We start from the raw sequence: 17,541 nt of genomic DNA on the forward strand, positions 1-17,541 counted from the left end.
CTGGCGGTAAGGCAGGCAACTCAGGCTGGCTTCTTCAAAATCCAGCGGTCCTGCTGTTTATCGTAATGCCCGATTTGCAGATTAACCGGTTCGCCGTCGATCCAGGCCGGAACGCTGGTATCACGATCCCAGCCATCCAGTTGCGTAATTAAGCCGGGATTAGTGTCACAGGGGATACTGACGGTGTCGGAGTTCTCACTGTCAAGATCGGCATCCACAATCTCATAACGTCCAATTTTAACCACGTGTCCCATTCATTTCTCCCGTTTATGCTGGCTTGAACTATTAGCTTAGTGCATCAGCAGAAATTAACGTGGCTGAATGATTAAGATTATTCCTTCTCTTCAGCTGGACGCACACCAATCTTCACGATCCGGTTATCTTCTTTCTCGGCGACGGTCCAGGTCAGCTGATTCCATTCCACCTGGTCGCCCACCACCGGCGCGCCACCCAGCATGCTGAGCATCAGTTGTCCCAGCGATTGCTGGTCATTGGTCGCCTCGTCCAGTTCGAGGCCGTAGATTTGCGCCACATCCCGCAGACGGGCTTCTGCATCGAGGATGAAGTCACCAAAGAAGCGCTGATCGAGAGAGACCGGCGGCGACTGACTGAACATCTTGCCGAGCGCCGGCAGATCGCGTTCGCGGCCAATCACGCAGATTACATCGTTCTCTTTCAGGCGCGTCCCGCCATTGGGGTGCATCAGCACATTGTCGCGGAACAGCGCCGCAATCCGGGTCTCACGCGGCATCTGCAAATCACGCAGCGCGGCACCGACACACCATTTATCGGCGCTGAGCTGATAAACAAACTGCTCCCACGGATTCTCCGGGTGAATATCCAGACCCACCCGGCTGATCGGCGAGGCGGTCGGCGGCACCACCACTTTGGCTTTTTTGGCGGCAAAGCCCAGCGAGGTGCCCTGTAGCATCAGCGACACCAGCACCACGAAGAAGGCAATATTGAAATAGAGCGAGGCGTTTTCCAATCCCGCCATCATCGGGAATACCGCCAGGATAATCGGCACCGCACCGCGTAAGCCCACCCAGCTGATAAAGAAACGTTCGCGGGTAGTGAAACTGCGGAACGGCAGCAGGCCAATAAACACCGACAACGGACGTGCCACCAGAATCAGCCACAGCGACAGGATCATCGCCGGCACGGCGATATGCCACAGGTCAGACGGGGTAACCAGCAGACCAAGCACGATGAACATCCCGATCTGACTCAGCCAGGCCATGCCGTCGAAGGTCTGCAAAATACCGTGACGGTTACGGATTGGGCTGTTGCCCAGTAGAAAGCCGCACAGGTAGACCGCGAGAATGCCGCTGCCTTCTAATACCGTGGTCAGGGCGAAAACCAGAATGCCGCCACTCAACGCCAGCAGCGGATAGAGCCCGCCAGCCAGGCTGATGCGGTTGATCAACTGTTGCAGCGCCCAGCCGCCGCCCAAACCTAGTACAATACCCAGCCCGAACTGCTGCACCAGATGCACCAGGAACATCCAGTCGAGCCCGGTCTGACCCTGCTCAATCATCTCAATCAGGGTAATGGTCAGAAACACCGCCATCGGGTCGTTACTGCCGGACTCAATCTCAAGGGTGGAGCTGACGCGCTCATTGAGCCCCTTATCGCCCAGCAGCGAGAACACCGCCGCCGCATCGGTTGAACCGATAATCGCGCCAATCAGAAAACCCTGCATCATATCCAGATTAAACAGCCAGGCCGCCACCACGCCGGTTAAGCCGGCGGTAATCATTACGCCGATGGTCGCCAGCGACAGGGCGGGCCCCAGCGCCACCTTAAACGAGCTGGCTTTGGTTCGCATGCCACCATCCAGCAGGATGATAGCCAGCGCCAGGTTGGAGATCAGATAAGCGGCGGGATAGTTATCAAAGGCGATACCGCCGATGCCATCAATCCCGGTCAGCATGCCGAGTGCCAGGAAGATAACCAGGATAGGAATGCCGAGGCGCGAGGAGAAAGAGCTGAGCAAAATGCTCGAGGCGACCAGCACGGAACCGATGATAAACAGACTGTAAACTATGGTGTGGTTCAAACCCGGGCTCCTGAGATATGGCGTTGAGTTGCATCAAATCATGACAAATGTCCATGCTATGTCTAAAAGATAATGTTTTATCAAGGAGTTGTCATGGTCAAAATGAAAATTATACGAATTGCTTATTGGCTTATGGAATCAGATTAATGTGAAGAATGAGGGAGTTGGCAGGCAAGGGGGAGAAAAACGACTGTTTTATCAGGTTATTCAGCAGATAAAAAACAAGCCGGTGATAAGCCGGCTTGGATGATCAGGCTTCGGCCGCCTGTTTATGAAACAGAGAACGGAACACCGGATAGATATCTTCCGGTTCGCGAATATGCTCTATCGCGAAGTTGTCGAACATCGCCTGCAGATGCTCATACTCGCGCCACAAGGTCTGGTGGGCGCGACGGGTGATTTCGATATAACTGTAGTAACGCACCACGGGCAGGATATTCTTCGCCAGAATTTCGTGACAAAGCGGTGAATCATCGGCCCAGTTATCGCCATCGGACGCCTGCGCAGCGTAGATATTCCACTGCGCCGGGTCATAGCGATCCTTGACCACCTCATCCATCAGCTTCAGCGCGCTGGAAACGATGGTGCCACCGGTCTCCTGCGAGTAGAAGAACTCCTGTTCATCAACCTCTTTAGCCTGAGTGTGGTGACGGATATAGACCACATCGACATTCTTGTAGGTCCGGCTCAGGAACAGATAGAGCAAAATGTAGAAACGCTTGGCCATATCTTTAGTGGCCTGATCCATTGAACCCGAAACATCCATTAAGCAGAACATCACCGCCTGGCTGGAGGGCTCCGGACGCTTCTCAAAGTTTTTGTAGCGCAGGTCAAAGGTGTCGATAAACGGCACCCGCTCGATGCGTGCGCGCAGTTCAGCGATATCCTTGCGCAGGCGCTCCTCTTCCAGCAGCTGGGCCGGTTCCGATTTCTCAACGATGCTGAGCGTCTCTTCCAGCTCGTGCAGCATCCGCCGTTTCCCTGCGGTCATCGCCGTACGGCGCGCCAGTGAATTTTGCAACGAGCGCACCACACTGATGTTGGCGGGCACCCCGTTAGAGGTGTAGCCGGCGCGGTGCGTTTTGTATTCATTCAGCTGACGATGCTGGTTACGACGCAGGTTGGGCAGCGCCAGATCTTCAAACAGCAGATCGAGATATTCATCCTTGGAAATCTGAAAGACGAATTCATCCTGTCCTTCGCCATCCTGACTGGCGTTGCCCTGACCACTGCCGCCGCCACCGCCGCCCTGCGGTCGCTCAATGCGATCATTCTGCACAAAATGGTCGTTTCCGGGATGCACGCGATGGCGATTGCCGCCGCGTCCCTGGTGGAAAATCGGCTCATTGATGTCATCAATAGGTATCGAAACAGATTCACCGCTGCTGACGTCGGTAACCGAGCGTTTATTGATGGCCTCGGAGATCGACTGCTTGATTTGCGACTTGTAACGGCGCAAGAAGCGCTGGCGGTTAACCGCGCTCTTGTTTTTACCGTTCAGCCGGCGATCGATGAAATAGGCCATAGTGTTCCCCCAAACTACATTGCAAGCAGGTCGGGCTAGCCCGACCTTTAGACGACCGGTATCGAAATACCGGTTTGCTTACTTTAATCAGGACGATTTACGCACACGCAAATACCATTCACACAGCAGGCGGACCTGTTTGCGGGTATAGCCTTTTTCCATCATGCGATCGACGAAATCATCATGTTTCTTCTGCTCATCGGTAGAGGTCTTGGTATTGAAGGAGATCACCGGCAGCAACTCTTCCGTATTCGAGAACATTTTCTTCTCGATCACGGTGCGTAATTTCTCGTAACTGGTCCAGTTCGGATTGCGACCGTTATTGTGTGCCCGGGCGCGCAGCACAAAGTTGACAATCTCGTTACGGAAATCTTTCGGGTTACTGATACCAGCAGGTTTCTCAATCTTCTCCAGCTCCGCATTCAGCGATTCACGATCGAACAGCTGACCGGTATCGGGATCGCGATACTCCTGATCCTGAATCCAGAAGTCGGCGTAGGTCACGTAGCGATCGAAGATGTTCTGACCATACTCGGAATAGGATTCCAGGTAAGCGGTCTGAATCTCTTTGCCAATGAACTCGGCGTATTTCGGGATCAGATAACCTTTCAGGTGCTCCAGGTATTTTTCCGCCTGGTCCTGCGGGAACTGCTCACGTTCAATCTGCTGCTCCAGCACGTAAAACAGGTGCACCGGGTTGGCCGCCACTTCGGCATGGTCAAAGTTGAAGACGCGCGACAGGATCTTAAAGGCAAAACGGGTCGACAGACCGTTCATCCCTTCATCCACGCCAGCGTAGTCATGATACTCCTGCCACGATTTGGCTTTAGGATCGGTATCTTTCAGGCTTTCGCCGTCATAAACCCGCATTTTGGAGTAGATGCTTGAGTTTTCCGGATCTTTCAGCCGCGACAGAATTGAGAAGCGAGCCAGGGTTTCCAGCGTGCCGGGTGCACAAGGCGAGGTGGCCAGCTCACTGTGATTCAGCAGTTTTTCATAAATTTTGATCTCTTCCGAGACCCGCAGGCAATAAGGCACTTTGACGATGTAAACACGGTCAAGGAACGCCTCATTGTTTTTGTTATTACGGAAGGTGACCCATTCTGATTCGTTAGAGTGCGCCAGAATGATGCCGTTAAACGGCAGGGCCGAAATACCCTCGGTACCGTTATAGTTACCTTCCTGGGTAGCGGTCAGTAAGGGATGCAGTACCTTAATCGGCGCCTTAAACATCTCGACGAATTCCATGATGCCCTGGTTAGCGCGGCACAATGCGCCGGAGTAGCCGTAGGCATCAGGATCGTTTTGCGCGTGATTTTCCAGTTTACGGATGTCCACTTTACCCACCAGCGCCGAGATATCCTGGTTGTTCTCATCGCCAGGTTCGGTTTTGGCAATCGCCAGTTGTTCAAGAATCGATGGCCAGACCTTAACCACTTTAAAGCGTGAGATATCGCCACCGAAATCGTGCAGACGTTTGGCCGCCCACGGCGACATAATGGTACCGAGGTAGCGACGCGGCACGCCGTACTCTTTTTCAAGGATATGGGCATCTTCCTGCGGGTTGAACAGGCAGAGCGGATGGTCATTGACCGGGCTGCGTTCGCCATCGGCGCTCAGCACGTAGATCGGTACGCGCTGCATCAGCGATTTAAGCCGCTCAGCCAGCGAGGATTTACCACCGCCGACCGGACCCAGCAGATAGAGGATCTGTTTCTTCTCTTCAAGTCCCTGAGCGGCATGTTTCAGGTAGGAGACGATTTGTTCAATCGCTTCCTCCATGCCGTAAAACTCCTCGAACGCCGGATAGCGTCCCATCACACGGTTGGAGAATATTCTGGAAAGGCGTGGCTCCTGAGCAGTGTCAACCATTACTGGCTCACCAATAGCCATTAACAGTCGCTCTGCAGCGTTGGCGTATGCACTGCGATCCTGCTTACAGATAGCAAGAAATTCCTGCAGTGTGAACTCTTCGTCCTTGGCAGCTTCATAACGCTGACGATAGTGATCGAATATATTCATAGCGATGCCCGTCCTTTCGTTTTTAGCACAGGTAAGGAGCGTAATTAGAGGCTCATGCAGCTCCCGGAAGATATTCTCTATTGAGTACAGCAACCCTTATGCCAACCTGATCGTTTTTATCGGGATACACAACTTTTATGGTTACTCTGCTCGTACAATATGTCTGGTCTTACTTCTAACTGTAGATGGCTTCTAAGAAATTTCCTCCATGGCTGTGGATAGGTGAGGGTGAGATCAACAACATAATCGGTTTGATGTAAGGCCGGTATGCGCCTCTGTTGACTTAACTTAACGTGATTTTAACCTTTAATGCCACTTTCAGCGGCTGGTCGCTTAAAGGAATTCGATATAAGTTAATCCAGTCGCAAAAAAACGTTAGACTTCATGTTTGATTGTTATATTTATGGAATGAATAAATTGTGAACCAATTCAAATTTAAGGCGCTTGTCGCACTTTTACCTTGTTATTTGCTCTCTGGCGGCGTTAACGCCGCACCGCTTTCTGTTGGTGCTTCAGTGATTTATGCCGAGTCCCCTTATCGTGGTGGTCAGGACCGTTATCTGCCGGTTCCGGTGATCAATTACGAAGGTGAAGACTTCTGGTTCCGCAGCCTGCAGGGCGGTTACTACCTGTGGAAAGATCCGCAGAACCAGCTGTCACTGACGGTGCTCGGTTCCCCGCAGGAGTACAAACCCAGCGACAACGATCTGGGCGATATGAAAGGGCTGGATAAACGTCGCATGACCCTGATGGCGGGTGCCACCTACCGTCATACTGCCGACTGGGGTATTGTCCGCACCGCCTTACTGGGTGACGTGCTGAACAACAGCAACGGTATGATCTGGGACTTAACCTACCTTTACCGTTTCGAAATGGGTGATTTCAGCCTGACGCCGGGTATTGGTGCGATGTGGAACAGTGCCAATCAAAACCGTTATTACTACGGTGTTTCCGGCCATGAAAGCGCCCGTACCGGCATCAGCCGCTACAATCCGGATGACAGCTGGTCACCTTATGTCGAGCTGAGCGCCAGCTATCAGATTTCGCCGGAGTGGAACGTTGGCGTCGTCGGTCGCTATACCCGCTTCGACAGCGAAATCAAAGACAGCCCGATGATTGATAAAAGCGGCCAGGCGACACTCTGGACCGGCGTCAGTTACACCTTCTGATAACGCACTAAACGAGGGCATTTTATGCCCTCTGTTCTTTTATGGGGCCTCATAATGGGGCGGGAGAGCGGAATGCGTAACCTCATCAATTTTGCCGGCCATCACTCTCTGCCGGTGATCGGCCAGGGCAGCTGGTATATGGGCGAAAATCCGGCGCAGCGTGCAACCGAAGTCGCTGCGCTGCAGGCCGGACTGGCATGCGGTCTGCGCCTGATCGACACGGCGGAAATGTACGCTGACGGCGCTGCCGAACAGGTAGTGGGTGAAGCGCTGCAGGGGCGTCGTGACCAGGCGCTGGTGGTGTCTAAAGTCTATCCGTGGAATGCCGGTGAGCAGGATGCTATCGGGGCCTGCGAGCGCAGCCTGCGCCGCCTGAGAACCGATTACCTCGATCTTTACCTGCTGCACTGGCGCGGTAACGTTCCGCTGGAAGAGACGATACGGGCGATGGAACGTCTGCAGCAGCAGGGTAAAATCCGCTACTGGGGCGTCTCTAATTTCGATACCGATGATATGGCTGAGCTGTGGGATGAAGCGGGCGGGACGCAGTGCGCGACCAATCAGGTACTGTACCATCTTGGCTCACGCGGCATTGAATATGATCTGTTGCCAGCCTGCCAGCAGCGAAACCTGCCGATCATGGCTTATTGTCCGCTGGCACAGGCCGGACGACTACGCGATAGCCTGTTCAGCGATCCACAACTGACCCGGCTTGCACAGCAAAAGGGCATCAGCGTGGCGCAGCTACTGCTGGCGTGGGTAATCCGTCAGCCGGGGGTTATCGCCATTCCCAAAGCCAGTTCTGTTGCCCATGTGCAGGAAAATGCTGCGGCGCTGGAGGTGGTTCTGTCAGAGGACGATCTCAGCCTGATCAACCAGCGCTATCCGGCACCGCAGCACAAGTTGCCGCTCGACGTGGTTTAAGCCTTAACCGCCTCGCCGCTGACTTTTTTCTTCAGGCGGAAGGTGGTGGCCAGACGGGCCGGCTTTTCGCCTGCACTGCGCAGTGGCTTGTTGATACGGGCCGTCTCGACGCAAACCATGGTCTTGTAGCCCTCATTCGGCATATCGGCCATGCTGCAGGAGAGCTCAACCCCTGGATTCCACGTAACAACGTCACTGTGATGGTGATGATAGACTTCAATCTGCCGCTGAGCAGCCGGATCGTTGATCACTGAGCAGTCTTCGGCTGCGGTAAAGATGCGGTCAATCCGGCCCGGATAGCGCTGCTTACCGTCACTGCTGCCGATCTCACCCTGATTTACCTTGTCGATATAGCTGTTTCCCAGCCCTGACACTTCAACGCTGCTGATATCGCTGACGGTGAAATAACTGTGCAGCGCGGCGGTTGCTTCAAAGTCACCGTGCGCTTCCAGTTCGATCTCGCAATGCTGGCCGAGCCGGAAGCGGGCAATTAAGGTGAACTCATGCGGCCACAGCTTCAGCGTCTGAGCATTGCTTTCCAGCACCAGCGTCAGCATCACGCCATCTTCATTTTCATCATGCGCTGACAGCGTCCACGGCTGATTGCGAGCAAAGCCGTGCGCCGGTTCGCCTGCCGGGCCAAACCAGGGCCAGCAGATCGGCACGCCGCCGCGAATCGCTTTACCGGCCGCAAACTGGCTCTTGTCACTGAGCCACAGTACCGGTTGCTCACCGCTGGGCTGCCAGGCAATCAGATGGGCGCCCTGCAGTGTCAGAGCCGCACGTACTTTGGGATGACTGACGATAATCGCCGGCAGTTCTCCGACCTGACGCTGCGAGAGGTAAGGGGAGATCTGCGTCACCACCGGCAGAGAAAACAGTTTATCTTGCATGTTCGATTCCTTCCTGAGCGGATCAAAAAAAGGGCGACCGAAGTCGCCCTTATTCTCAATGATGTCTGGCTGCCTTATTTAGCAGAAACCAGCGCAATCAGGTCGAGAACTTTGTTTGAGTAGCCAGTTTCGTTGTCATACCAGGAAACCAGTTTCACAAAGTTGTCGTTCAGCGCGATACCGGCTTTAGCGTCAAACACTGAAGTCAGGATTTCGCCGTTGAAGTCAGTAGAAACCACGTCATCTTCAACATAGCCCAGCACGTCTTTCATCTCGCCTTCTGCAGCGGCTTTGATAGCAGCACAGATTTCTTTGTAAGAAGCCGCTTTTTCCAGACGTACAGTCAGGTCAACGACGGAGACGTTAGGGGTTGGTACGCGGAAAGCCATACCGGTCAGTTTGCCGTTCAGCTCTGGCAGAACTTTACCCACTGCTTTCGCTGCGCCAGTTGATGAAGGGATGATGTTCTGAGATGCGCCGCGGCCGCCGCGCCAGTCTTTGTGAGACGGGCCATCAACGGTTTTCTGGGTAGCGGTAGTTGCGTGAACAGTGGTCATCAGACCTTCAACGATACCAAACTTGTCGTTGATCACTTTTGCCAGTGGAGCCAGGCAGTTAGTGGTGCACGATGCGTTAGAAACGATATCCTGACCCTGGTATTTGTCGAAGTTTGCACCACGAACAAACATTGGGGTGTCATCTTTCGATGGACCAGTCAGAACAACTTTCTTCGCGCCTGCAGTGATGTGTTTACGTGCAGTTTCATCGGTCAGGAAAATACCGGTTGCTTCAGCAACAACGTCAACGCCGACTTCGTCCCACTTCAGGTTAGCCGGATCTTTCTCAGAGGTAACACGGATTTTCTTGCCGTTAACAACCAGCGCGCCGTCCTGAACTTCTACGGTGCCGTCGAAACGACCGTGAGTAGAGTCATACTTCAGCATGTACGCCATGTAATCGGCGTCCAGCAGGTCGTTGATTGCAACGATTTCGATGTCAGAACGCTGTTGAGCAGCACGGAAAACGATGCGACCGATACGGCCAAAACCGTTGATACCTACTTTGATAGTCATATATTCCACCAGCTATTTGTTAGTGAATAAAAGGTTGCCTGTAAAATTACAAAAACCTTACCAGGCGTCAAGCGGAATCGTGTCAATTGTTGCGACAGGTCAATTTGCCTGAAAGGAATTATTCGATGCGCAATCGCTTGCGGACCGCCAATGATATCGCGCTTCGTTTAATCAATCGCCGAATATATAGGGATGCCCCGGATAAAAGGTGATCGAAGTCACAAATCCGGGTTGCAGACGTCGGACTGAAAGGGTGAGCACGAAAAAAGACCCGCCTTATGTTGATCATTTGTTAGAATAGTAGTCGAAATTTTCAGAATGGCACCTTCCGGAATCTTAAAAATGGCTAAAGACACCGCACCCGAAGCAAAAATTGCGCAGCTGACAGAAATGCAGCGTTATGTGACCCAGCATCGCGGAACGGAGCCGCCTTACAGTGGCGCACTGCTGCACAACAAACAGGAAGGCATTTACCACTGTCTGGTCTGTAACGCGCCGCTGTTTCTGTCTGAGACCAAGTATGATTCAGGTTGTGGCTGGCCGAGCTTTTACCAGCCGGTGAGCGACGACGCGATTCGTTATATTGAAGATGATTCACACGGCATGCAGCGCATTGAGATTCGCTGTGGTCAATGTGACGCACATCTGGGACACGTCTTCCCTGATGGCCCGCAGCCGACCGGAGAACGCTATTGCGTCAACTCCGCCTCACTGAATTTTACTGACGAGCAGGGCGAACAGACCAAAGGATAATGGCGATGAAGCAGCAACTTGAAGCGATGCTCGCCGCAATGACGCCGGAAGTCTATCAGCGACTGGCGACGGCGGTAGAGATTGGGAAATGGCCGGATGGCGTAGCGCTAACGCAGGAACAGCGCGACAACTGCCTGCAGTTGGTGATGCTGTGGCAGGCGCGGCATAACGACAGCCCGCAGCACATGACGATTGGCAAAGACGGTGAGATGGTCACGAAGTCGAAAAAGCAGCTTAAAGAAGAGTTCGGCATCGACTCAGACGTGACCCGCCTCAACCTGCACTGAGTGAGCCACCTTCACCGTCAACGGTTGACCCGCCTTTACCGGCAAAAAAAAGCTGGCTTAGCGCCAGCTTTTTTCATATCAGCACCGCGCCCTGGGCGGTCATTTGCGCGAAAGCGATCTCGCTGTCCTCGGGATTCAGGTTCACGCCGCGACAGCCTTCTTTGACCACCTCAACGTGATAGCCCAGCTCGAGCGCGTCCAGCACGCTGTATTTCACGCAGTAGTCGGTCGCCAGTCCCAGCACCACCAGATGCGTGATCTCGCGTTCGCGTAACCAGCTGTCGAGTTCGGTTTTGCGGCGATGGCCGTTATCGAAGAAGGCGCTGTAGCTGTCAACATCCTGGTCCTGACCCTTATGGAACACCGCATCAAACAGCGAACGCTCGAGGCCAGGATGGAAATCGGCCCCCTGGCTTCCCTGAATGCCGTGATCCGGCCACCAGATCTGCGCCAGACCGTTTAATTCGCCGAGGGTGTACACCGGTTCGCCGGAGACCGAGGCGAAACTGCCATGGTCAGCCGGATGCCAGTCCTGCAGCGCGACCACCGGTTCACCGTTCTGGATGAAGGTGCGCGCATAGCGGTTGGCGACCTCAACAGTCTGGTCGCCTTCATGGACGGCCATTGGGCCGCCCGGACAAAAATCATTCTGGATATCAATAATGATCAGTGCGCGTTTCATTACAAGTCGCTCCGTCTCAATCTTCTGTCAGTTCACCGCGCAAATTTTGCTGCATTTTGCTGCGTATTTCATCGGCGGAGAGGTTCTGGCTGAGTAAGAAGTGCAGCTTAGTCAGCGCTGCCTCAACGGTCAGATCAAAACCGCTGATGACGCCAGCATGTTCCAGCGCGTTGCCGGTGGCGTAGCCGCCCATATTGACCTTGCCCGAAATGCATTGGGTCAGATTGACCACCACGATACCGCGCTCGCTCGCCTGCTGGAGTTCTGCCAGGAACTCCGCATTCTGCGGCGCGTTGCCGACACCGTAAGAGCGCAGGATCAGCGCTTTTACCGGCTGACGCAGGAAGTTGCGTACCACATCGGCCGAGATGCCTGGATAGATGGTCACCACGCCAATCGGCTGGGGCGTAATAGTGTGCACAATCAGTGCACCCTGGCCTTGCGGTGCAGGCGGGGTATTCAGGCGGCGAATATGAATACCGGCTTCCAGCAGCGCGGAGAGGTTAGGCGAAGCGAAAGCATTAAAGCCATCGGCATGCGCTTTGGTGGTCCGGTTGCCGCGGTAGAGCGTATTGTTGAAGAACAGCGACACTTCGCTGATCGGATAATTGGCTGCGACATACAGCGAGTTCAATAAGTTTTGCTGCCCATCTGAACGTAGCTCCGCCAGCGGAATCTGCGACCCGGTGACGATAACCGGTTTAGCCAGATTCTCCAGCATGAAGGAGAGGGCCGACGCGGTAAACGCCATGGTATCGGTGCCATGCAGAATCACAAAACCATCATAGTGATCATAATTCTGCCGGATATCCTCTGCGATTGACTGCCAGTCCTGCGGCGTCATATCGGACGAGTCGATCAGCGGCTGATACTCATGAATGGTGAAATCGGGCATCTCGGGACGGTGGAATTCAGGCATGTTAGCCAGCTGCTGCTGCAGATGGCCGGAAACCGGAATGTATCCCTGTGCCGATCGCTGCATACCAATGGTACCGCCAGTGTAGGCTACGTAGATGTTTTTCTTTTGCATTAGAGAACTCAGACTTGCCGTAAAACGCGCAGTATAAGGGGAAAGGCGGGGAAAAGCAGCCCGACCATCGGCCGGGCTGCGAGGTTTATCGCATAGTTTAACGCACGTCGCCGCAGTTCAGGCAGAAGGCGTAACGGTTTTGCGGATCGTTAAGATGATCAAACAGACCGGGTTGGGCTTTCATCGCGCTCATCACATCCAGCATCGGCGCAGGCAGCCAGGCCTTGAGCGGATTCGGCAGCACCGCGCGTACCGAGGCGTTGACCTGGTTCAGCATCATATCGAGGAAGCTCGGGTCATCCTGATACCAGCTCAGCTGCGGTTTGTTGACTTTTGCCAGCTCACCGGCTTTCTTAACCGCATCGTCAAAGTCACCCAGTGCATCGACCAGCCCATTGGCTTTGGCATCGCTACCGGTCCAGACGTGGCCCTGCGCGATGGCGTCAATCTGCTCCGGCGTCTTGTTGCGTGACTTCGCCACCAGACCCACAAAGTTGTGATAACCATTTTCGATGGTCAGCTGCATCAGCTGCTGAACTTCGGTTGGCAGCGCTTTGGTGGTGGAGATATCAGCCAGCGGCGAGGTGGCTACACCGTCGGTGTGCACACCAATCGCATCCAGACTGTTTTCCAGCGTATTGATCACGCCAAAAATACCGATAGAGCCGGTCAGGGTGCTTGGGTTAGCCACGATGTAGTTGGCTGGGGTCGAAATCCAGTAGCCGCCGGATGCCGCCATGCCGCCCATCGATACCACAATCGGCTTACCGGCAGCATGCGCCGCCGCCAGCTCTTCGCGAATCGCTTCAGAGGCGGTCACGCTGCCGCCTGGGCTGTTAACCCGCAGGATAATGGCTTTAATTTTCGGATCGAGACGCGCATCGCGAATCTGTGCGGCGGTGGTATCGCCACCGACGTTGCCTGGCGTCTCTTCACCGTCCATGATCGCGCCGCTGGCGAGCACCACAGCAATGTTGCCATCCTGCGCCGAGGCCGGTTTAACCGCGTAGTCGTAGATGCTGACGCTGCGATAATCATTACTCTGCTTATCAAGGCCAAAGGTTTTCACCAGCTCCTGATCGGCGGCGGCACGGGAACCCAGCGCATCCACCAGCTTGTTATCCAGCGCGTACTGCGCAGTATCGCCTTTAACCGCATTCAGCCCGGCAATCACCGCCGCTGCACCCGGGAATAGCTGCTCTGGCGTAATCTGACGGTTCGCTGACACGGTATTCAGGTAGTTCTGCCACAGCTGACCCACCCAGCGGCTATCGGCGTCGCGGGCGGCAGGTGACATATCGTCACGCAGGAACGGCTCTACCGCAGATTTATAGGTCCCGACCCGGAACACATGGGAAGTGACTTTCAGTTTTTCCAGCAGGGTTTTGTAATACAGGCCGTTGGTGGCAAACCCGTGCAGATCGACCGTGCCCTGCGGCGACAGGTAGATTTTGCTGGCGTAGCTGGCGAGATAATATTGCGCCTGGCTGTAGCTGTCGCCCAGCGCATAGATCGGCTTGCCGCTGTCGCGGAATTCGCGCAGTGCTTTACCAACGTACTGCAGCGAAGGCTGATCGCCGCCGGCAAAGTCGCGTAAATCCAGCACCATGCCTTTAATGTTATTGTCCGTTTTGGCCTGACGAATCGCATCAACTACGTCAAACAACGAATTTTCCTGCAGCCGATCGCTGCTGGCCCCCAGCAACTGCCGGCCAATTTTGCTCAGCCGATTACTGACCGAAGGCTTATCGACCAGCACACCGCTGAGATCGACCCGCAGCGCACCTTGCTGCATCGGCGCTGAACTGCCGCCCGATCCGCTCACCTGCAGCCAGATCCCGACACCTACCACAATCAACAAAATCAGGAAAATATTCAGAATGAATTCCCTGATAAAATTTAATACCCGCCAGGTCCAGCGAAACAGACCTGCAATAATTCGCCACAATGTGCGCATCAGACTCTCCATATTCATGTAGCCGGAAGTGGCCGCCGCGCGTACCAGGCTTCCCCGACGAGCTCATCCTAAAGAGCAGCGTGCTAAAAGTCAGCAGGAATTCACCGCCGACTGTTACAAAAAATCTGACTGTGCCAGGATTACTGCAACATCAATGCGATCGGGAGAAAAAACATGGATGCACTGGAGTTACTGGTTAACCGTCGTTCGGCATCACGTCTGACCGACCCGGCGCCCGCCGGCGAGGCGCTGGAAAATATACTGCGTGCCGGTATGCGCGCACCGGATCACGGCACGCTGCAACCCTGGCGCTTTATTATTGTGGAAAATGAGGGCCGCGATCGGCTGAGTCAGCTGCTGGAGCAGGCAGCACGTGATAAGCAACTGGATGAGAAGGCGATCAACAAGGCCAGTCAGTCGCCGTTTCGCGCACCAATGATCATTACCGTGGTGGCATATTGTGAACCCCACCCGAAAGTGCCGCGCTGGGAGCAGATTGCTTCCGCCAGCTGCGCAGTGATGGCGATGCAGATGGCGGCAGCAGCGCAGGGCTATAATGGTATCTGGCGCAGCGGCCCGTGGACCGACGATCAGACGGTGCGCCAGGCATTCGGCTGCCGGGAACAGGATGCAATTGTCGGCTTCCTCTATTTAGGCACGCCGCAGCTGAAGTCCAGCACCACCGTGTTGCCGCCCGACACCGCGCCTTTCGTCAGTTACTTCTGACCCTTATTCTGAACCTGCCGGCAGGGCATCCTCTGGCCCTGCTTATTGAACGCTTCCTGTGCGAATGATCGCTATCCCGGTCCGTGACGCTTACGCCAGACGCCTTGCCAGGCTAACATAGCCGCCATATTTGCAGCCAACAGCGAACAACCGGTTATCACTGTTATTCCCTGATGTTAAGGATTACCTGATTCAATGCGTTTGTTTATTGCGGAAAAACCCAGTCTTGGGCGGGCCATTGCCGATGTGCTGCCAAAACCTCATCGACGCGGCGATGGATTTATCGCCTGCGGCAACGATCAGGTGGTGACCTGGTGTGTCGGGCATTTGCTGGAGCAGGCGCAACCCGATAGTTACGACAGCCGTTACGCGCGCTGGTCGTTAGCCGACCTGCCGATCGTTCCGCAAAAGTGGCAGCTTAAGCCGCGCCCGTCAGTCGCCAAACAGCTGAAAGTGGTAGAAGGATTGCTGGCCCAGGCCAGTGAGATCGTGCATGCCGGTGACCCCGATCGCGAAGGACAGTTGCTGGTCGATGAGGTGCTGGACTATCTCAACCTGCCAGCGGAAAAGCGCAGTCGGGTACAGCGCTGCCTGATCAACGATCTCAATCCACAGGCGGTGGATCGCGCGGTGAACCGCCTGCGGGAGAACCGGGAATTTATTCCGCTCTGTGTTTCAGCGCTGGCTCGCGCCCGTGCCGACTGGCTGTACGGCATCAATATGACCCGTGCCTGGACGCTGCTGGGGCGCAGTGCCGGCTACGATGGCGTGCTGTCAGTGGGTCGGGTGCAGACGCCGGTGCTCGGGCTGGTGGTGCGGCGCGATGAAGAGATAGAGAATTTCCTGCCGAAAGATTACTTCGAGGTAAAAGCCCACATCGTTACGCCGGATGAGGTGCGCTTCGTCGCCAGCTGGGTGCCGAGCGAAGCCTGTGAGCCGTGGCAGGATGAGGAGGGGCGTCTGCTGAAGCGGGCGCTGGCTGATCATGTGGTGGCGCGTATCACCGGCCAGCCAGCGGCGGTTACCGCCTACAGCGATAAACGGGAAAACGAAGGTGCACCGTTACCGTTCTCTTTATCCAGCCTGCAGATTGAGGCGGCGAAGCGTTACGGCCTGAGTGCACAAACGGTGCTGGATACCTGCCAGCGGCTGTATGAAACCCATAAGCTGATCACCTATCCACGTTCCGATAGCCGTTATCTGCCGGAAGAGCATTTCGCCGGCCGCCATGCGGTACTCAATGCCATTCAGGCCCATCAGCCGCAGCTGACGCCGCCGGCTGATTTTGACGGCGATCGCCGTAACCGCTGCTGGGATGACAAAAAGGTCGATGCGCACCATGCGATCATTCCGACTGCCCGCGCCGGTTCGGTGAAACTGAGTGAGAACGAGCAAAATATCTATGCGCTGGTGGCGCGCCAGTATCTGATGCAGTTCTGTCCGGATGCGGTGTTCCGCAAATGCGTGATAGAACTGGCGATCGCCGGCGGCAAATTCGTCGCCAAAGCGCGTTTCCTGGCAGAAGCGGGCTGGCGGGCACTGCTCGGTAACAAAGAGCGGGATGAAGAGAATGATGGTATGCCGCTGCCGGTGGTCGCCAAAGGCGATGAGCTGTTGTGTGAGCGCGGTGAGGTGCTGGCGAAGCAGACTCAGCCACCGCGTCCGTTTACGGACGCCACCATCCTTTCGGCGATGACCGGAATTGCCCGCTTCGTTCAGGATAAAGAATTAAAGAAAGTGCTGCGTGCGACCGATGGTTTAGGAACGGAAGCGACCCGCGCCGGCATTATCGAACTGCTGTTTCGTCGTGGCTTCCTGGTGAAAAAGGGCCGCTATATCCACTCAACTGAGGCCGGACGTGCCCTGATCCACTCGTTACCCGATCTGGCTGCACGCCCGGATATGACCGCGCAGTGGGAATCCACCCTGACCCGGATCAGTGAAAAGGCCTGCCGCTATGATGAGTTCATGCAGCCGCTGGTGCAGACCCTGACCGGACTGATTCATCAGGCGCGGCAACAGCCTGCGGTGCATGCCTTTCGGGGCTTACCGTCCACCGGACAAAAACGTCCGGTGCGCAAAACAAAGCGTAAAGTCAAGGAGACGGAATGAGACGTTTTTCATTATTAATGGTGCTGGCCCTGTCGCTGGCTGGCGGTGCCGCAGAGGCCAACAGCCGACATCAGCCGCCGCCGGACAGCGACAATGGTGTCAACACTGACGTGGTAGTCGACCTGCCGCCGGAAGTCTGGACCCAGGGACAACGGCGTCAGCCGGACTGTCTGCGCTGCTGTATTTTTGATAATCGTAACTACAGCGAAGGGGCGGTGGTGAAATCGGAAGGAGTGTTACTGCAGTGCGCGCGTGATGAACACTCGCTGGGCACCAATAATCTGATCTGGAAAATAGTCAAATAGTCGTCGCGTGGCAGTCGGCCACGC

The 17,541-nt window shown here is 55.1% G+C and carries 16 protein-coding genes; 7 read left to right on the forward strand and 9 right to left on the reverse strand.

Annotated elements, in window-relative coordinates:
* Positions 1-20: 20 nt before the first annotated feature.
* The 4 genes from AABB92_RS04150 to yeaG all read right to left on the reverse strand — a co-directional run bounded on the left by AABB92_RS04150 (position 21) and on the right by yeaG (position 5,606).
* Entirely contained in the window at positions 21-254 is a 234-nt protein-coding gene (locus tag AABB92_RS04150; RefSeq protein WP_031374608.1) for a DUF1480 family protein, read from the reverse strand.
* A 77-nt stretch (positions 255-331) separates the two neighbouring features.
* Complete coding sequence (locus tag AABB92_RS04155; protein ID WP_031374607.1) at positions 332-2,059, reverse strand: potassium/proton antiporter; 1,728 nt, start codon at positions 2,057-2,059, stop codon at positions 332-334.
* A 250-nt stretch (positions 2,060-2,309) separates the two neighbouring features.
* Entirely contained in the window at positions 2,310-3,584 is a 1,275-nt protein-coding gene (locus AABB92_RS04160) for a YeaH/YhbH family protein (protein WP_031374606.1), read from the reverse strand.
* An 87-nt stretch (positions 3,585-3,671) separates the two neighbouring features.
* A complete protein-coding gene (gene yeaG, locus AABB92_RS04165; protein ID WP_031374605.1) occupies positions 3,672-5,606 on the reverse strand; it encodes a protein kinase YeaG in 1,935 nt (644 codons plus the stop codon).
* Between the two features lie 419 nt (positions 5,607-6,025).
* Here yeaG and AABB92_RS04170 point away from each other — a divergent pair, with 419 nt between their 5' ends.
* Together AABB92_RS04170 and AABB92_RS04175 are read left to right on the forward strand one after the other, a co-directional pair.
* Positions 6,026-6,775 carry a MipA/OmpV family protein gene (locus AABB92_RS04170; RefSeq protein WP_031374604.1) on the forward strand — a complete coding sequence of 250 codons (750 nt, stop codon included), beginning with the start codon at positions 6,026-6,028 and terminating at the stop codon, positions 6,773-6,775.
* Between the two features lie 72 nt (positions 6,776-6,847).
* Complete coding sequence (locus AABB92_RS04175) at positions 6,848-7,699, forward strand: aldo/keto reductase (protein ID WP_031374603.1); 852 nt, start codon at positions 6,848-6,850, stop codon at positions 7,697-7,699.
* Here AABB92_RS04175 and AABB92_RS04180 read toward each other — a convergent pair.
* Together AABB92_RS04180 and gapA are read right to left on the reverse strand one after the other, a co-directional pair.
* The gene (locus AABB92_RS04180; RefSeq protein WP_031374602.1) at positions 7,696-8,592 is read right to left on the reverse strand and encodes a D-hexose-6-phosphate mutarotase; all 897 of its coding nucleotides are present in this window, start codon (positions 8,590-8,592) and stop codon (positions 7,696-7,698) included. The two genes, AABB92_RS04175 and AABB92_RS04180, sit on opposite strands and share 4 nt — an antisense overlap.
* Before the next feature lie 74 nt (positions 8,593-8,666).
* Positions 8,667-9,665 (reverse strand): glyceraldehyde-3-phosphate dehydrogenase, encoded by a 999-nt coding sequence (gene gapA / locus AABB92_RS04185; RefSeq protein ID WP_031374601.1) that lies wholly within the window; start codon positions 9,663-9,665, stop codon positions 8,667-8,669.
* Positions 9,666-10,007: 342 nt separating this feature from the next.
* Between gapA and msrB the strand changes: the two genes are divergently transcribed.
* Together msrB and AABB92_RS04195 are read left to right on the forward strand one after the other, a co-directional pair.
* Positions 10,008-10,418: a peptide-methionine (R)-S-oxide reductase MsrB gene (gene msrB / locus AABB92_RS04190; RefSeq protein ID WP_031374600.1), complete on the forward strand. Its 411-nt coding sequence runs from the start codon at positions 10,008-10,010 to the stop codon at positions 10,416-10,418.
* Between the two features lie 5 nt (positions 10,419-10,423).
* The gene (locus AABB92_RS04195; RefSeq protein WP_031374599.1) at positions 10,424-10,705 is read left to right on the forward strand and encodes a YeaC family protein; all 282 of its coding nucleotides are present in this window, start codon (positions 10,424-10,426) and stop codon (positions 10,703-10,705) included.
* A gap of 73 nt (positions 10,706-10,778) precedes the next feature.
* Here the strand turns inward: AABB92_RS04195 and pncA are convergent, their stop codons facing one another.
* The 3 genes from pncA to sppA form a co-directional block, all read right to left on the reverse strand.
* Entirely contained in the window at positions 10,779-11,387 is a 609-nt protein-coding gene (pncA, locus tag AABB92_RS04200; protein WP_031374598.1) for a bifunctional nicotinamidase/pyrazinamidase, read from the reverse strand.
* Between the two features lie 16 nt (positions 11,388-11,403).
* Entirely contained in the window at positions 11,404-12,417 is a 1,014-nt protein-coding gene (gene ansA / locus AABB92_RS04205; RefSeq protein ID WP_046288282.1) for an asparaginase, read from the reverse strand.
* A 97-nt stretch (positions 12,418-12,514) separates the two neighbouring features.
* Positions 12,515-14,374, reverse strand: a complete 1,860-nt coding sequence (gene sppA, locus AABB92_RS04210) for a signal peptide peptidase SppA (RefSeq protein WP_031374597.1) — start codon at positions 14,372-14,374, stop codon at positions 12,515-12,517.
* Positions 14,375-14,548: 174 nt separating this feature from the next.
* Here sppA and AABB92_RS04215 point away from each other — a divergent pair, with 174 nt between their 5' ends.
* The 3 genes from AABB92_RS04215 (at position 14,549) to AABB92_RS04225 (ending at position 17,517) form a co-directional block, all read left to right on the forward strand.
* Positions 14,549-15,100 (forward strand): NAD(P)H nitroreductase, encoded by a 552-nt coding sequence (locus AABB92_RS04215; RefSeq protein ID WP_031374596.1) that lies wholly within the window; start codon positions 14,549-14,551, stop codon positions 15,098-15,100.
* Positions 15,101-15,295: 195 nt separating this feature from the next.
* Entirely contained in the window at positions 15,296-17,212 is a 1,917-nt protein-coding gene (locus AABB92_RS04220) for a DNA topoisomerase III (RefSeq protein ID WP_046288283.1), read from the forward strand.
* The gene (locus tag AABB92_RS04225; protein ID WP_031374595.1) at positions 17,209-17,517 is read left to right on the forward strand and encodes a YnjH family protein; all 309 of its coding nucleotides are present in this window, start codon (positions 17,209-17,211) and stop codon (positions 17,515-17,517) included. Before AABB92_RS04220 ends, AABB92_RS04225 begins: the two co-directional genes overlap by 4 nt.
* The last annotated feature ends 24 nt before the right edge of the window (positions 17,518-17,541 follow it).

The organism is Pantoea brenneri, from assembly GCF_038594305.1.
In the GTDB taxonomy this organism is placed as follows: domain Bacteria; phylum Pseudomonadota; class Gammaproteobacteria; order Enterobacterales; family Enterobacteriaceae; genus Pantoea; species Pantoea brenneri.

Bases quoted from the DNA above. Each gene is read 5' to 3' on its own strand.
- AABB92_RS04150 (WP_031374608.1), bottom strand. From the start codon at position 254: ATGGGACACGTGGTTAAAATTGGACGTTATGAGATTGTGGATGCCGAT.
- AABB92_RS04160 (WP_031374606.1), bottom strand. From the start codon at position 3,584: ATGGCCTATTTCATCGATCGCCGGCTGAACGGTAAAAACAAGAGCGCG.
- yeaG (WP_031374605.1), bottom strand. From the start codon at position 5,606: ATGAATATATTCGATCACTATCGTCAGCGTTATGAAGCTGCCAAGGAC.
- AABB92_RS04175 (WP_031374603.1), top strand. From the start codon at position 6,848: ATGCGTAACCTCATCAATTTTGCCGGCCATCACTCTCTGCCGGTGATC.
- AABB92_RS04180 (WP_031374602.1), bottom strand. From the start codon at position 8,592: ATGCAAGATAAACTGTTTTCTCTGCCGGTGGTGACGCAGATCTCCCCT.
- gapA (WP_031374601.1), bottom strand. From the start codon at position 9,665: ATGACTATCAAAGTAGGTATCAACGGTTTTGGCCGTATCGGTCGCATC.
- msrB (WP_031374600.1), top strand. From the start codon at position 10,008: ATGGCTAAAGACACCGCACCCGAAGCAAAAATTGCGCAGCTGACAGAA.
- AABB92_RS04195 (WP_031374599.1), top strand. From the start codon at position 10,424: ATGAAGCAGCAACTTGAAGCGATGCTCGCCGCAATGACGCCGGAAGTC.
- pncA (WP_031374598.1), bottom strand. From the start codon at position 11,387: ATGAAACGCGCACTGATCATTATTGATATCCAGAATGATTTTTGTCCG.
- ansA (WP_046288282.1), bottom strand. From the start codon at position 12,417: ATGCAAAAGAAAAACATCTACGTAGCCTACACTGGCGGTACCATTGGT.
- sppA (WP_031374597.1), bottom strand. From the start codon at position 14,374: ATGCGCACATTGTGGCGAATTATTGCAGGTCTGTTTCGCTGGACCTGG.
- AABB92_RS04215 (WP_031374596.1), top strand. From the start codon at position 14,549: ATGGATGCACTGGAGTTACTGGTTAACCGTCGTTCGGCATCACGTCTG.
- AABB92_RS04220 (WP_046288283.1), top strand. From the start codon at position 15,296: ATGCGTTTGTTTATTGCGGAAAAACCCAGTCTTGGGCGGGCCATTGCC.
- AABB92_RS04225 (WP_031374595.1), top strand. From the start codon at position 17,209: ATGAGACGTTTTTCATTATTAATGGTGCTGGCCCTGTCGCTGGCTGGC.